Annotated in this window: 13 protein-coding genes and 1 tRNA gene; 7 read left to right on the forward strand and 7 right to left on the reverse strand. The window is 49.7% G+C overall.

The window, feature by feature from the left end:
* Positions 1-14 precede the first annotated feature (14 nt).
* The gene (gene mtfA / locus ACGS9J_RS03520; RefSeq protein ID WP_442229683.1) at positions 15-803 is read left to right on the forward strand and encodes a DgsA anti-repressor MtfA; all 789 of its coding nucleotides are present in this window, start codon (positions 15-17) and stop codon (positions 801-803) included.
* A gap of 101 nt (positions 804-904) precedes the next feature.
* A tRNA-Asn gene (locus tag ACGS9J_RS03525) sits at positions 905-980 on the forward strand.
* A 193-nt stretch (positions 981-1,173) separates the two neighbouring features.
* On the opposite strand, the gene ACGS9J_RS03530 is transcribed toward ACGS9J_RS03525, so the two are convergent.
* Positions 1,174-1,791 (reverse strand): dTMP kinase, encoded by a 618-nt coding sequence (locus tag ACGS9J_RS03530; protein ID WP_442229684.1) that lies wholly within the window; start codon positions 1,789-1,791, stop codon positions 1,174-1,176.
* A gap of 369 nt (positions 1,792-2,160) precedes the next feature.
* Here ACGS9J_RS03530 and ACGS9J_RS03535 point away from each other — a divergent pair, with 369 nt between their 5' ends.
* Positions 2,161-2,628, forward strand: coding sequence for a DUF2846 domain-containing protein (locus ACGS9J_RS03535; protein ID WP_442229685.1), 468 nt, complete (start codon positions 2,161-2,163; stop codon positions 2,626-2,628).
* 167 nt (positions 2,629-2,795) lie between these two features.
* Here the strand turns inward: ACGS9J_RS03535 and ACGS9J_RS03540 are convergent, their stop codons facing one another.
* On the reverse strand, positions 2,796-3,401 hold the full coding sequence (locus tag ACGS9J_RS03540) for a TetR/AcrR family transcriptional regulator (protein WP_442229686.1): 606 nt from the start codon (positions 3,399-3,401) through the stop codon (positions 2,796-2,798).
* A 144-nt stretch (positions 3,402-3,545) separates the two neighbouring features.
* Here ACGS9J_RS03540 and ACGS9J_RS03545 point away from each other — a divergent pair, with 144 nt between their 5' ends.
* Positions 3,546-3,953 (forward strand): RidA family protein, encoded by a 408-nt coding sequence (locus ACGS9J_RS03545; protein ID WP_442229687.1) that lies wholly within the window; start codon positions 3,546-3,548, stop codon positions 3,951-3,953.
* A gap of 336 nt (positions 3,954-4,289) precedes the next feature.
* Here ACGS9J_RS03545 and ACGS9J_RS03550 read toward each other — a convergent pair whose 3' ends face one another.
* The 5 genes from ACGS9J_RS03550 to ACGS9J_RS03570 all read right to left on the reverse strand — a co-directional run bounded on the left by ACGS9J_RS03550 (position 4,290) and on the right by ACGS9J_RS03570 (position 8,291).
* Positions 4,290-5,252 carry a LacI family DNA-binding transcriptional regulator gene (locus ACGS9J_RS03550; protein WP_442229688.1) on the reverse strand — a complete coding sequence of 321 codons (963 nt, stop codon included), beginning with the start codon at positions 5,250-5,252 and terminating at the stop codon, positions 4,290-4,292.
* A 100-nt stretch (positions 5,253-5,352) separates the two neighbouring features.
* Positions 5,353-6,255, reverse strand: a complete 903-nt coding sequence (locus tag ACGS9J_RS03555) for an ROK family protein (RefSeq protein ID WP_442229689.1) — start codon at positions 6,253-6,255, stop codon at positions 5,353-5,355.
* Positions 6,256-6,306: 51 nt separating this feature from the next.
* Complete coding sequence (locus tag ACGS9J_RS03560; RefSeq protein ID WP_442229690.1) at positions 6,307-6,612, reverse strand: PTS lactose/cellobiose transporter subunit IIA; 306 nt, start codon at positions 6,610-6,612, stop codon at positions 6,307-6,309.
* 28 nt (positions 6,613-6,640) lie between these two features.
* On the reverse strand, positions 6,641-7,966 hold the full coding sequence (locus ACGS9J_RS03565) for a PTS sugar transporter subunit IIC (RefSeq protein WP_442229691.1): 1,326 nt from the start codon (positions 7,964-7,966) through the stop codon (positions 6,641-6,643).
* 10 nt (positions 7,967-7,976) lie between these two features.
* Positions 7,977-8,291, reverse strand: a complete 315-nt coding sequence (locus ACGS9J_RS03570; RefSeq protein ID WP_442229692.1) for a PTS sugar transporter subunit IIB — start codon at positions 8,289-8,291, stop codon at positions 7,977-7,979.
* A 178-nt stretch (positions 8,292-8,469) separates the two neighbouring features.
* Here ACGS9J_RS03570 and ACGS9J_RS03575 point away from each other — a divergent pair, with 178 nt between their 5' ends.
* From ACGS9J_RS03575 to ACGS9J_RS03585, 3 genes are all read left to right on the forward strand, one after another.
* Positions 8,470-9,744, forward strand: a complete 1,275-nt coding sequence (locus tag ACGS9J_RS03575) for a PTS sugar transporter subunit IIC (RefSeq protein WP_442229693.1) — start codon at positions 8,470-8,472, stop codon at positions 9,742-9,744.
* 239 nt (positions 9,745-9,983) lie between these two features.
* Positions 9,984-11,321, forward strand: a complete 1,338-nt coding sequence (locus ACGS9J_RS03580) for a maltoporin (RefSeq protein ID WP_442229694.1) — start codon at positions 9,984-9,986, stop codon at positions 11,319-11,321.
* An 11-nt stretch (positions 11,322-11,332) separates the two neighbouring features.
* Positions 11,333-13,528, forward strand: a complete 2,196-nt coding sequence (locus ACGS9J_RS03585) for a CBM35 domain-containing protein (RefSeq protein WP_442229695.1) — start codon at positions 11,333-11,335, stop codon at positions 13,526-13,528.
* Positions 13,529-13,563: the final 35 nt, after the last annotated feature.

Genomic DNA, 13,563 nt, shown 5'->3' on the forward strand with positions numbered 1-13,563 from the left:
TTACGAGCAACGCGATGATTAAATGGCCGTGGAAAACGCATCAACCGCAGGCGGAAACGCTTGCCCAGTGGCAAGACGCGCTGGCAATCCCCCTGCTTTCGCCTTTGGATGAGCAGGAACAACAGCGGCTGATTGCCGTTGCCGGGCAAATTTTGCAGCAAAAACGCATCGTCCCGTTGCAGGGGCTGCAGCTGACGTCGCAAATGCAGGCGCGCATTGCCCTGCTGTTCGCCTTGCCGGTGCTCGAACTGGGTGCCGAATGCCTCGACGGTTTCAATGAGATCCTGCTCTACCCGACGCCCTTCGTGGTGGAGGACGAATGGCAGGATGACTTCGGGCTGGTGCACACCGGGCCGGTGGTGCAATCCGGGCAAAGCTGGGAACAGGGGCCGATCGTGCTCAACTGGCAGGACGTGCAGGACTCGTTTGATCTCTCCGGCTTTAATCTGGTGATCCACGAAGCGGTGCACAAGCTGGATATGCGCAACGGCGGCAGCGCCACCGGGATCCCCCCTATTCCACTGCGCGATATCGCCGCGTGGGAACATGACCTGCACGCCGCCATGGAAAACCTGCAGGACGAGATCGACATGGTGGGCGAAGAGGCCGCCAGCATGGACGCCTACGCTGCCACCGATCCGGCCGAATGCTTTGCCGTACTGTCGGAGTACTTTTTCAGCGCCCCCGAATTGCTGGCCAACCGTTTCCCGGCGCTGTACCAGCATTTCTGCCGCTTCTATAAGCAGGATACGCTGGCGCGTTTACAGCGGCTTCAGGCCGAGCCTGACACAGAACGGGCGTAAGCCGGCCATATTGCTCAGATGCTGAGCAGTCGAGCCGGATCGGCGAATTTAGCGTTGACACACTCTGGGTGGCTGGATATGATGCGCCCCGTTCAGACAATTCCTCTGTAGTTCAGTCGGTAGAACGGCGGACTGTTAATCCGTATGTCACTGGTTCGAGTCCAGTCAGAGGAGCCATATTAGAGAAGCCCGCTTAAGGAAACTTAAGCGGGCTTTTTGCTGTTCGGGATTATTGAATCTCTGACAGGATCAGATTTGATCCATAGCGATGCCGCGTTAACGATGTTGAAGGTATAGCGTCAGTGCTTGCAGCCAGAGAGGCTCACATAGAAGTAATGAGTGGCGCAAGCTCTGCCCGCAATACCGATGACTATGGGCATCCAGGCACTCTGTAGATCTCAGAAATCACCTGCATCGTTGCGTCTTCGAGCACGCCTTCATTACGGCATAACAACCAGTCGTGATTTGCAATTTCTCGCTCAAACGCCTGGGTACAAGCAACATGCTCTTCCAGCCTATGAATCACCGTACTACTAAGCCCACGCGATCGGGCCGCCGCCCTCGCCCATGAAATTTCAGGCGCAGTAACAACCCCGACATGCAGGTCTGGCATTCGCACATTTCGTTCAATGTTAAGCTGTAAAATCTCTGCAAATGGAACCATCCGACGAAACGCGGCATCCGAGGGGTACCAGCGATCCATCAAGATAATACTGTCAGGTGGCTGTTTAGTCAGCACGTGCCGGGAAATCCATGCACGGCTATCCGCAAAGCGCGCACAGACCTCCAGTTCCAAACCCAGGGTGGGATTTCTGGCGAGTTTGTTAACCAGGGCCATGGTTTCCCCCCTGTAGGGATCGCTTTTTTTCTCGCAAAGCCGGATCACCTTCTTGTTGTCCGCCCTTAGTACTTTCGTAATGGCTTCCAACAGCGTGGTTTTACCGGCTCCCTTAGGCCCATCCAGAGCAACAAACAGCTGACGACTCATTGTTCAAATGACGATTGATATACGGTTTTTGTAAAGCTCGAATCTGGCAAAAACATCTTACTTCCTTGGTATGAATAGCTGCCCTCCCTCTTGGTTCATCGGGGCAACTGACGCGTCAGCGCGAATCGGATAAAGGGTTCTTATCAACTGCGCGAGGTAGTTTAAGGGATCCGCTGACAAAACGGAAAACATCCCCCTTAGGCCTTTTTATAGCAGATAGGCGTTGATGGGCAGCTTTGAGGGAGGGGCGGAAGTTTACGGCGTAAAGATGAACATTGATGTCGTCGTATTCAATGCTTCCCTTGGTGACACATGTGTAAAATAAGATTATTCTTATCGGGGTATTTTACTTAACTCCATGAGAATTATATGAATAAAATAACATTCGCAGTAGTCATTCTTTCCTCAATGCTTCTGGGTGGTTGTGCGTCGGTTCCTCTGGCCAGTAATGCTGAAAATGCGACGGCTAAATCTTTCCCTGCCCCGGAAAATGGCAAAGCCGGCCTTTATGTGTACAGAGACAGCTTTGTCGGGAAAGCGTTAAAAAAGGATGTGTATCTTGACGGGCGCTGCCTTGGTGAAACAGCCGACAGAGTATTTTTCTATCAGCAAATATCGACCAGCCAACCACATACGCTGGGAACTGAATCCGAGTTTTCACCTAATAATCTGACACTCAATGTCACGTCCGGGAAAAACTACTTTGTTCGCCAGTACATCAAAATAGGCGTTTTTGTTGGTGGCGCTGGACTTGAGCAGGTTTCCGAAAACGAAGGGATGCGCGTCGTTTCTAAATCTGAAGTTAAATTAGCTGTGCCAGGTCATTGCGATAACTGACCGGCGGAAAAGTTAAGATCCAGCCCGCATCAGGGCTGGATATCATTCGCTGGCCGGTCGTAGAAACAAAGTTAAACGTCCGCTACTGGCACATGGTTGACTGCCAGATCAAATGAAATTACCCATGTTAACTACAAGGTCTTGGTTCACTCCCCCATATAAGCGTCTCATTGTAGTTTATTGGAGCCATTTCTTAAGCCGCTTGCCAGTTGAGTAAACACTTCAATAATTTTTGGCAGCGCCCGCTGCGGATCGTCGCTTGCAGCAATCCAAAGTGCGGAATTCAGCGCGGCACTGTTTAACAGATGGGCGGCAGCATCCGCGTCTACCGGTTTGAGTACGCCGCGTTCGATCAAATTGATGACAGTCTGTCGGGTAGATTCGAGGCAACTATTCTGGCTGGGCCATTGTGCCGGATCCCCAAGGAAGGCCGGACCATCAAGCAGCACGATGCGTCTTACTTCTGTGTCCAGCGCCATCTTTATGTAGGCAATCCCTTCAGCCAGCAGCCTTTCCCAGTCGTCACCGGCATTCGCGGCGGCGGCTTTGGCTCGTTGTGCCATTTCACCATCTACTTGAGCAACAACAGCGGCAAGCAGCCCCTTTTTATCACCAAAGTTGTGGTATAGCGCCCCACGTGTCAGGCCAACGCTGGCGGTTAATTCATCCATCGATACGGCAGCAAAACCTTTTTCGGCAAAGGACTTCCGCGCTGCCGTAATCAATTTGGCTCGGTTCTCTTCCATTGTTTCGGCGCGGCGTTTGGCGGCCATATGATCTCCTTTTTGACATACGTAACGGATGTCATTTGACATACGCGGCGTATGTGTGATTAATTCAACATACGCCGCGTATATTAAATCAATTTTTTATACCGCGCATCCCGCATCACACATTGACTTAAGAAAGGACATTCCATGATCCAGCGTGAACCTATTTTTCCTGCTAACCGCCATGCTCTTTATGAAGAGCACGGTTATTCCGCCGCGATCCGTTCTGGCGATATGTTGTTCGTTTCCGGCCAGGTTGGCAGCCGCACCGACGGTACGCCAGAGCCGGATTTTGCCACGCAGGTGCAACTTGCGTTTGATAACCTGGCAGCGACTCTTGCAGCAGCTGGTTGTACGTTTGACGACCTGCTTGATGTCACCACCTTTCATACTGACCCGGAAAATCAGTTTCCGACGATTATGCAGGTGAAACAGTCAATTTTCCCGCAGGCCCCTTACCCGAACTGGACAGCCGTTGGAGTTACCTGGCTTGCGGGATTCGATTTTGAAATTAAGGTTATTGCCCGAATTCCAACACCAACCTCCGCAAGTTGACAGACCCTAATGTTAGCGACGTCCTTATCAACGGGATGAGGACGTCGCCATGAAAGGCATTGTTTCAGAACCGATATATCGTCCGCTCTTGGCACTGAGCAAACTATCAGACCTCTTTGGAAACAATCTTGCTGAGAGCCGGCTGTTCGATGCTCGTTCTGGCAACCCTTCCTTTGCATAGAACATGCGTAGAACGATCAACACATGAAGCGAAGTGTTTCAACCCGCTTTAAGTTACCAGCAACTATTGGTGGTCATATGGGCGAAGAGGAGAGCATGGCATATTGCCGCTCGAGAAAGTCACGGCTCCATATCCAAAGGAAGGCTTTTTCCTGATTAACTGATATCCGATACCGAGCCTCGAGCAACCAGACGTCCAGTGAAAGCACGCCCCTCGGCCACAAATAGCGAATGGCCATCGATAAGCGCCCGGATTCGTTGAACACAATGATCAAGCAATTGTTCAACCGGGTATGAAATACAGGTTAACGGTGGATACAGCACTGGGGCCAATGGCGAATCTTCCAGACTGATCAGCGACACTTCTTGCGGAACAGCAATGTTGAACTCTCGCAATAGCCGCATCGCTTCTGCCGCATGATAATCACGCTTGGCAATGATAACGGTATATTTTGCAAAACTATTAATCAGTGTCAGTAGCGCTTGCTCAACATTGCTGTTTGCCGTCACCATCAATTGTCTGTTGAAAGGTAAGGAATAATTTTGCAGCACGCTCCGATAGCCTTCCAGCATCTGCTTACTGGCAATATCAGTCTCACTGTCTATGAGCAGCGCAATGTTACGATGTCCTTTTCCCAACACATAACGGCAGGCGCTTTCCGTCGCAAAGGCATAGTTATAGCCCTGGCTTGCGCTACCGTTAACAGAAAATTCATCGAATGCGATAACGTTGCTTGCATCCTCTGCACTGTTTTTACCCAGCACTACCACGGCCAGACATTGCCGACGTAAACTCTCTACTGCCGTTTTCTGCTCCGCTAAATCGTTCACATACTGGATCATCAGCGACTTATTCAATGACTTCACTGCGAGCGAGAGCTGGGGCAATAACGTCGCACTTAAAGCGATTTCGTTTGCCGGCAACACCATACCAATATAGCTGGACGTATTGCTCGCAAGGCTCTGAGCCGCCAGGCTGGGGTGGTAGTTCAGCTCTTCCACTGCCCGTAATACGGCTTCACGGCTCTCTTCACGAACACCACGTGTTCCAGTCAACACTCGTGAAACAGTGGCCCGGGAAACGTTGGCTAATTTTGAAACATCATCGATAGTAGGCATGGTGTCATCTGTATTACGGTTTTCCCCGTATAATAACATAAAAGCGCATGATTATTAGCCTCAGCGGCCCTAAGCTAACGCCTTATATCTTGGAGATAACTCATAATGTCGGCAGCCATGCCGCGCCCCGAACGCCGCTGGAATCGCCAAACTTCGCTTTCATGATTGCCGTCTGGCAGGACGATGAAAAAATGTATTTTTCTATGGCCCCAGGAAGATCGGTATAGATGCGATCGACATTTGATAATCCGCCACCAATGACTATCGCGTCGGGGTCGAGAATATTGATAACGCCTGCCAGACTGCGGGCAAACGCATCAATAAAATGCTGATAGTGCGTTAATGCCCAGAGATCATTTTCACTTACTGCGGTCATAATCGCTTCTGCACTCAACAACGTCCCCTGCCTTTCGTTAAAACGGCGAGCAAAACCCGTCCCTGAAATAAAACTCTCGATGCAGTTTTCTTTACCGCAATAACAATGTTGTACAGGGCCATCATTTCGCTGATCCCAGGCTGGCAAGGGATTATGTCCCCATTCACCCGCGATGGCATTTGGCCCGCCAATCAACTTGCCCTTTACGACGACACCCCCACCACAACCGGTCCCGGCGATAACGCCAAATACCGTGCCATAACCCGCACCGGCCCCGTCAACAGCTTCTGAAAGTGCGAAGCAATCCGCATCATTGGCCAAAAACACCGGGCGCTTAAACAACTCACGAAGGTCGCCTTTGAGATCTTCACCATTCAGCACCAGGCAATTGCAGTTTTTGATAAGCCCACTTTTGGGGTCAATAGCCCCCGGTAAGCCGATCCCGATGGTAAATTCTTTTTTTTCCGCGTTTCTGATGTCATTTATCATCACCAACAGGTTATCCAAAAAACCCTGGTAGCTCTCTTTATATGTAGGGCGACGCTCGCGTAAGTGAACTCTTCCCTCCGCGTCCAGCAGCACCGCTTCTATTTTCGTTCCGCCAATATCCAGGCCAAGATGAAGCATGGTTATCCTCATAAAAAATGAGAGGCAAAGCCTCTCTTAAAAGCACAAAACTCAATGACGGGTTCTGTATATCTCGATAAGTTCTGTCACCAGCTCTTTCGCCAGGATAGAAGTCATCAAATGATCTTGCGCATGTACCATCACCAGAGTCATTTTGGTTTTCCCCTCCCCTTCATCAGCTTCAATTAACTGGGTCTGAACCAAATGAGCTTCGCGGGCATAATGCTGGGCTTCCTTCATCTTTTCGTCGGCATCCACAAAATTTCCTTCTTTCGCACTGCGGAGTGCTTCGTAACTTAGGCTCCGCGACTGGCCGGCGTTAATGATAATGCCCATAACCTGTTCTTCTAATTCCATGTAAACCTCTGGCTATCCAAGATAAAAATTATGCTGTTTCTGATTGGGTAATCGCAGTTTGCCCATTGGCATTATCTGCATCCTGTTCAATTAACTGTTTCTCATAGGCTTTCAGGAATGGGTAGTACATGATGGCCGCGGTCACCATACAAATCAGGCACATGATGATGGGGCTCAGTGCCCAATTTGCAGCCCAGGACGCCCCTATCGGTGCCGGCGTCGTCCAGGGAGTCATTGATACGACACGCGTTACCAGGCCGAAATCGAGAGCAAAATAAGCCATTGACGCATTCACCAGCGGGACCAGGACAAAGGGAATAAAGAACAGGGGATTCATAATGATAGGGGCACCAAACAGAATCGGTTCGTTAATATTGAACAGACCCGGTACCACGCCCATGCGGCCAATGGTACGAAGATGCACGGCTTTGCTGCGCATGAGTAATAATGCCAGTGGCAGAGTTGAGCCAACACCACCAATGAGCAGATAGTGATCCCAGAAACCCTGCACATAAATATGTGGAATTGCCGTTCCGGCGGCCATCGCAGCCTGATTGACCGACAGGTTTGCCATCCAGAAGGGGTTCATGATCCCCGTGACAATAAGAGCACCGTGGATACCTGCAAACCACAAAATCTGGCAAACCAATACGGACAGCAGAATGGCGGGTAATGTATCCGACGCCGCCACCAGTGGTTTAACCAAAGACATAATGGCTTCAGGAATAATCATGCCAAGTTGAGCTTCAATAAACAGGTTTAGTGGATGCAGGGTCAGTATAACCGCCAGTACAGGGATCAAAATTTCAAATGAACGCGCAACGCCGGTCGGCACCTCAGGCGGTAGACGAATGGTAATATTGTTACGTTTCAGGAAGGCATACAGCTCAGTGGTATAAATAGCCACCAGCAATGCGGTAAAAATACCCTGCCCGGAAAAGTAGGCAACTGAAATATGACCGTCCTTTAAAGGCGCGGCGACCAAAAGAAAGCCCATCAGTGACAACATGCCGGATGTCAGTGGATCAAGCGCATGGTGTCGAGACAGACTGGCGGCAACGCCAACCGAAATAAATATTGTCATGATCCCCATGCTGAAGTTAAACGGCAACATCAGACTTTCCCGATGGTCTACCGAAAACTGCAGCCAGGCGCGAGCAAATGCCCAATGGGTATCCGGCGAGAATGGCGGAAAAATAAAGACCAGCATAAAAGAGCCAACAATCATAAACGGCAGAGCAAGAATGAAACCATCACGAATGGATGTAACATACTTTTGCTGCCCCACAGCACCGGCCATTGGCGTGATTTTCTCTTCTATCACGCTGATCAGCTTGGAATACAGAGAGCTCATCTTTTATCCTTTATTTATTGTTTTCAATTAAGGAAAGGGCAAAATCCAATACGGCCGCACCCTTTTGCATACCGTAATCCATCATGTTGATGGGTTCGACCTTAATGCCATAAGCACTGGCCATTTTTTGCAGATCTTTTTGCATGTATTTAACCTGCGGCCCCAATAGAACAACCTGATAATCCCCGACCACTTGTTCAAATTCCGCGACACCAAATGCCTTTATCTCTGCTTCCAGGCCGCGCTTCTCCGCCTCTTCCACCATCTTTTTCACCAACAGGCTGGTCGACATTCCAGCGGAACAACAAAGCATGATTTTTTTCATTGGTAACTCCTGATTAGGCAATAACAATGAGCGGACTATAATCACGCGGACACAAAACGGAAAGCGCTTTCCATTGAGGAATCCATTAATTGTGAGCAGGATCACCAGATAGAGACTTTCCCTTTCAACGGATGTAAGCGATCATCGCGCTACTCATCAGATTCTTATAGGTTTCGCCATGAACATTCAGTTTATGAATGTGGCCGTAACGCTAATCGAGCAGCGTCTTATTCCCGTAGCGAATGTTCTGACACGCAGCCAACACATTACTGCGATGCGCGACAGCTTTGCCCTTGCAATGCCGTTTGTGATCATCGGAAGTTTGATGGTGCCGTTACTCTTTCCCCCCTTCACTGTCGACCCCTTTTCCTGGTATGGCGCTGCATATCAAGTGATCAGACCGATGCTATTGCCCACTTTCGAACTGACCGTTGGGCTCATGGCACTGATTGTTGCCTTTGGCGCCAGCGCCAGTTTGGCCAAGCAGTATTGCCTGCCGGAAAGGCTCTCCGGTCTGACCGGATGTCTGGCTTTTTTGATGTTTATTGGGTTTAAAGAGAACACGGGAGCAAACGTTTTTTTAGGCGGGCTGGGGATATTTAGCGCTTTAATTTCAAGCTTTTACACCATTGAGATTATACGAGTTTTCTATCGGAAAGGTTGGTGCATTCGCCTGCCGGAAGAAGTCCCGGTCATGACGCGCAATAGCTTCCAGCTGCTGGTCCCCCTGCTGGTGATAATGCTATCCATCACCGCCATCAACGCCGGACTAAAGTTAACTACGGGTATGATCTTGCCTGATTTGATTAGCGAAGCATTTCGGCCACTAATTATTGCCTCAGATACCCTGACAGCCTTACTCATATCCTTGCTTATCTGTCACTTGCTTTGGTTTGTCGGTATCCATGGCGCACTGATAGTGACAGGCATAATGAATCCTTTTTGGATGACCTATCTGTTTGAAAATCAACAAGCCCTGGCAGAAGGCATCACGCCACTCCCGCATATTTACCTACAAGGATTCTGGGATTTTTATCTGCTGATTGGGGGGATAGGTTCAACTCTGCCGCTGATCTTTATGGCCCTTCGCAGCCGTTCAAGGCAACTGAAAAGTGTGGGGAAAATTGGGTTTATCCCGTCTCTTTTCAACATCAATGAGCCGATACTGTTTGGTTTCCCGATCATACTTAATCCGGTGTTTTTATTACCTTTTATAGGTGTTCCAATGATTAATGCCTGTATCGCCTGGTACCTTACGCATTTAGGTGTTCTTGACCGCGTGGTGGCGATGTTGCCCTGGTCGATGCCCTCGCCGCTGGGGGCTGCCTGGGCCGCTAACGGCAGTTGGAAAAACTTGTTTATGTGCCTGTTTGCCATCTTCAACTCATGGATGATATATCGTCCGTTTTTCAAGGTATATGAACGACAACTGCTTGAATTAGAAACCAAATAACCCCATTCGTTTATTTTCATCAGCCAGCACCATTCGGTAGCTGGCTTTTTTATGTCCGCAAGGCTTTTTTAGTGATCGTCGTCACGTAATTATGCGCATTACTCATCAATTTGTGATGTTACCCAGCAATTACGGAAAGCGCTCTCCAAAAGTGGATGTACATTTCCAACTTTAATCCGTAAATTTCCCTTCGCGTCATACACAGGCTCTTTCACCATAAAAAAAGAAAAAGGGAAAATATGAAACGCTCTAACCGATTAATACCTCTGTCTCTACTGATCAGTTCTGCCACCAGCGGCCTGGCCTATGCCGAACAATACGATTTCAAACTGCATGGTTATATCCGTTCCGGCATCCTTGCCAACAGTGATGGGAACCGTGTCGATTCTGTCGGTCTGATGCCCGACGGGAAGTTCCGCCTGGGGAACGAAGAAGACACCAAGATTGAGCTGATCCCCCAGGTTAGGTTGAAATCCGACTCAGGTGTGGTGGCAAAAATTCAGGCCAACATCACCCACCAAAGTAAATGTACTTCCGACTGGAACTGCCTTGATGATGACGGCAAATCCGTGCAATTTCGCGAAGGCTATGCCGAACTTACCAATCTCGACTTTGCCCCGGACGTAGCATTCTGGGCGGGCAAACGTTACAGCAGTTCCAATACTTCCAGTCACCAGTTCGACTGGGAATATATTCAGTACAACGGTACCGGCGGCGGTTTCGACAACCTGGATCTGGGCTTTGCAAAATTTGATGCCGGTATCTATGCCTTCTCACCTACGGATGAAACCAAGGCTTTTCCGGTTGATAAGGGCGACCAGGGTTATCCGGACGACTATTCCCTCAATCTGTGGTTCAAGAAAATTGGCGGTTCGCCTGTCGACCTGGAAGTGATTGGTCATCATATGAATAACAACGAAAACCACATTGGGGCGGCAGAAAAAGGTTACGGCTTGACCGGTGTGTACAACTTTGACGGTTTCTACGGCCTGTCCGGCGGCTATTCCAAATTCGTTGTCCAGTACGGTCGCGGTTTGGCTGCAGGCGATTCCCTGGGTAAAAATGGCTGGGGTTGGGCAAACCTGGACGATACACAATCCTGGCGGGTCATTCTGGATGGTGTCGCTTCACTGGGTAACGGTTGGGAAGTTTCAACATTTGCCTATTACCAGCAAGACAAAAATTACCGTTGGTGGAGCAGTGACGACGAAGGCTGGGGACGTACCAGTTGGGTTGCAGGCATTCGCCCATACCAACAAATTACCAAAAACTTCGCCATGCAGTATGAGGTGGGATACGAGTATCTGGATGACAAAAACTACGAAGGGGTTCATGGCAAAGGGAAAGGAGGTTTAACCAAAATCACCGTCGCCCCAACGCTCACTTTTGATTCCGGCTATTGGAGTCGCCCACAACTTCGTTTTTTCGTGACCTATGCAAAATGGGATAAGGGTGTATCCGATGCTCTGGACGGAAATTACAACTGGAGCACAAATACCATTGATGCCGGTGGTTATAGCCGAAGTGGCGGAACCGATACGTTGAACTTTGGCGTTCAAGCCGAAGTCTGGTTCTGAGGAGAGCTACGATGAAATCACCGATCAGAAAAGCCCTGTTCTTGTCCTTGCTGTCGGCGCTCGCAAGCGCCGGCGCTATGGCCGCGAAGCCGTCTCACTTTGAGAATTATATTACCCGTCAGGGCGCTCAATTAATGGACGGCGACAAGGAATTCCGCTTTGCCGGTATTCATGCCCCTGAATTACACCGAATTGAGAATGATGCTCGTGGGGTTTGTAAAGCCGATCCTCGTGGTTGGGGCCAGTTCTTTGCGTGGCCAACGGCTGAAGAACAGGAAAACTGGATCAAAGCGATCGTCCAGACGGGCGCCCAAGCGCAGCGCGTTTATGTTCTGTCCGTACAGCAAGAAAATGATAAGGAATGCGAGCGTGAAACCCATATTCTGGCCCCAACAACCCCCGGTGGTATGCCCACGCTGAATGAAAAAGCGATGACGGTTTACGACAATATGATTGCCGAAGCCGATAAACAGGGCCTGAGATTGATTCTGCCCTTTATCGACCAATGGTGGTGGTGGGGTGGACGCGAGCAGTTAGCCGCTTTCTACCATGAGAAACCCGAAGATTTTTATCATACCGACAGCAAAACATATAAAGCCTATCAGGACGTCATTCGTCAGGTGATTACCCGCACTAACACCATTACGGGCCGACCTTATTACGACGAAAAAGCTATCATGGCATGGGAAACAGGTAATGAACTGGAAGACACTAATGCGACCTTCCTGAAAGAAACCGCTGCGTGGATAAAGCACTGGGCCCCACATCAACTGGTGGTCGATGGCACTTACAAGAAAATTAATGCTTTTTCATTAGTGGATCCTAACGTTGATATTGTCAGCAACCATTACTACAGCAATGCCGGAAATAACCACCCTGACCAGGTGAAGAAAGACTTGCAAGCTATTGGCGGCAAGAAAGTTTATCTGGTGGGCGAATTCGGATTGCTGGATAGCAAAAGCCTTAATGAAATCCTGCAATCGATCGTTCATACCGAGGTGAATGGGGCGAAAGCTGCCGGTGGTTTTATCTGGGGCTTCCGTGGCCATCGCCATGAGGGTGGCTTCTACTGGCACAAAGAGTTTACCGGTCACTACAGTTACCACTTGCCGGGCTTCCCTGTGGAAGGTAAAGCGAACCAGGAGATGGATGTTGTCAATCTGGTTCGCCATGCCTCAGCACAGTTGGCTGGACTTGATAAAGTACCGGCGCTTCCTGCCCCGGATGCACCAAAACTACGCGAAGCGAAATCCCCTTTTACAATCAACTGGATGGGTGCTGCCGTAGGCCGCAGTTACGATGTTGAACGTGCCGAGTCAAAAGATGGGCCGTGGGCCGTCGTTGGTAAGGACATTTCTGACGGCGTTCAGGAATGGAACCCTGCCAAAATGGATTTATTCCGCGACGATTACTCTGCGCTCAAACTTGGCAAAACTTATTATTATCGCGTTATTGCCAAGAACGAATCGGGTACATCGGCACCATCAAACGTTATTAGCGTCATCCACAGCCAGGAAAACCAGGCTCCGGTCATTGACCTGGCCCCCAGCGCATCCACCCCGCAAAACCAGGGTCTTCGCCTTGATGCGAAATGGCAGGATGACAATCTTCCAGGCCGTAACGTCAGCGTTAAATGGTCCAGCACCGGCGCTAACCAGGCAAATTTCTGCGATGCCGAAAAACCGTCCACCCGCGTGTGGTTCCCTAAACCCGGGAAGTACCCGCTGACTTTTACCGCTGATGATACGCTGCTGAAAAGCCGCAAAACCATAGATGTCATCGTAACGAAGGCCACCGGCCCCCTACCCGATGACTTCTGCACATTCGACAGTAAACCGCTGCCATTAAAGCTTGGCAAAGTGACCCTGACCAAGAGTGCTGAAAATCAGTTGGCAATGGGTGACGATGGCTTCCTCGGTCCTTTCGTCAATGAAGGTGACAAAGTGAACTGGAATGTAGAGGTCCCCTGGGAGGGAGAATATCGGCTGCATCTCAACTTCAATGCCAAATGGGGCAGCAAAAAAAACTCGGTACAAATTAACAACGAAAAGCCCCTGCAAATCGAGTTCCCACAAACCGATGACAAAGGTCAGCAACTGACCCTTCCTGTGCAATTAAAGCAGGGGGAAAACACCATTAACTTCGGGAAATTCTCAGGCGACTGGGGATATATTTTCATCAAATCTATCCAGATTACCGCAGAGTAGCGCTTTTGCTGCGTCCTTACCGGCGCAGCTTTTCT

It is taken from the genome of Serratia quinivorans, from assembly GCF_052113645.1.
GTDB lineage: Bacteria > Pseudomonadota > Gammaproteobacteria > Enterobacterales > Enterobacteriaceae > Serratia > Serratia quinivorans_B.

Excerpts from the sequence above, each read along its gene's own strand:
- mtfA (WP_442229683.1), top strand. The coding sequence starts at position 15 with ATGATTAAATGGCCGTGGAAAACGCATCAACCGCAGGCGGAAACGCTT.
- ACGS9J_RS03530 (WP_442229684.1), bottom strand. The coding sequence starts at position 1,791 with ATGAGTCGTCAGCTGTTTGTTGCTCTGGATGGGCCTAAGGGAGCCGGT.
- ACGS9J_RS03535 (WP_442229685.1), top strand. The coding sequence starts at position 2,161 with ATGAATAAAATAACATTCGCAGTAGTCATTCTTTCCTCAATGCTTCTG.
- ACGS9J_RS03540 (WP_442229686.1), bottom strand. The coding sequence starts at position 3,401 with ATGGCCGCCAAACGCCGCGCCGAAACAATGGAAGAGAACCGAGCCAAA.
- ACGS9J_RS03545 (WP_442229687.1), top strand. The coding sequence starts at position 3,546 with ATGATCCAGCGTGAACCTATTTTTCCTGCTAACCGCCATGCTCTTTAT.
- ACGS9J_RS03550 (WP_442229688.1), bottom strand. The coding sequence starts at position 5,252 with ATGCCTACTATCGATGATGTTTCAAAATTAGCCAACGTTTCCCGGGCC.
- ACGS9J_RS03555 (WP_442229689.1), bottom strand. The coding sequence starts at position 6,255 with ATGCTTCATCTTGGCCTGGATATTGGCGGAACGAAAATAGAAGCGGTG.
- ACGS9J_RS03560 (WP_442229690.1), bottom strand. The coding sequence starts at position 6,612 with ATGGAATTAGAAGAACAGGTTATGGGCATTATCATTAACGCCGGCCAG.
- ACGS9J_RS03565 (WP_442229691.1), bottom strand. The coding sequence starts at position 7,966 with ATGAGCTCTCTGTATTCCAAGCTGATCAGCGTGATAGAAGAGAAAATC.
- ACGS9J_RS03570 (WP_442229692.1), bottom strand. The coding sequence starts at position 8,291 with ATGAAAAAAATCATGCTTTGTTGTTCCGCTGGAATGTCGACCAGCCTG.
- ACGS9J_RS03575 (WP_442229693.1), top strand. The coding sequence starts at position 8,470 with ATGAACATTCAGTTTATGAATGTGGCCGTAACGCTAATCGAGCAGCGT.
- ACGS9J_RS03580 (WP_442229694.1), top strand. The coding sequence starts at position 9,984 with ATGAAACGCTCTAACCGATTAATACCTCTGTCTCTACTGATCAGTTCT.
- ACGS9J_RS03585 (WP_442229695.1), top strand. The coding sequence starts at position 11,333 with ATGAAATCACCGATCAGAAAAGCCCTGTTCTTGTCCTTGCTGTCGGCG.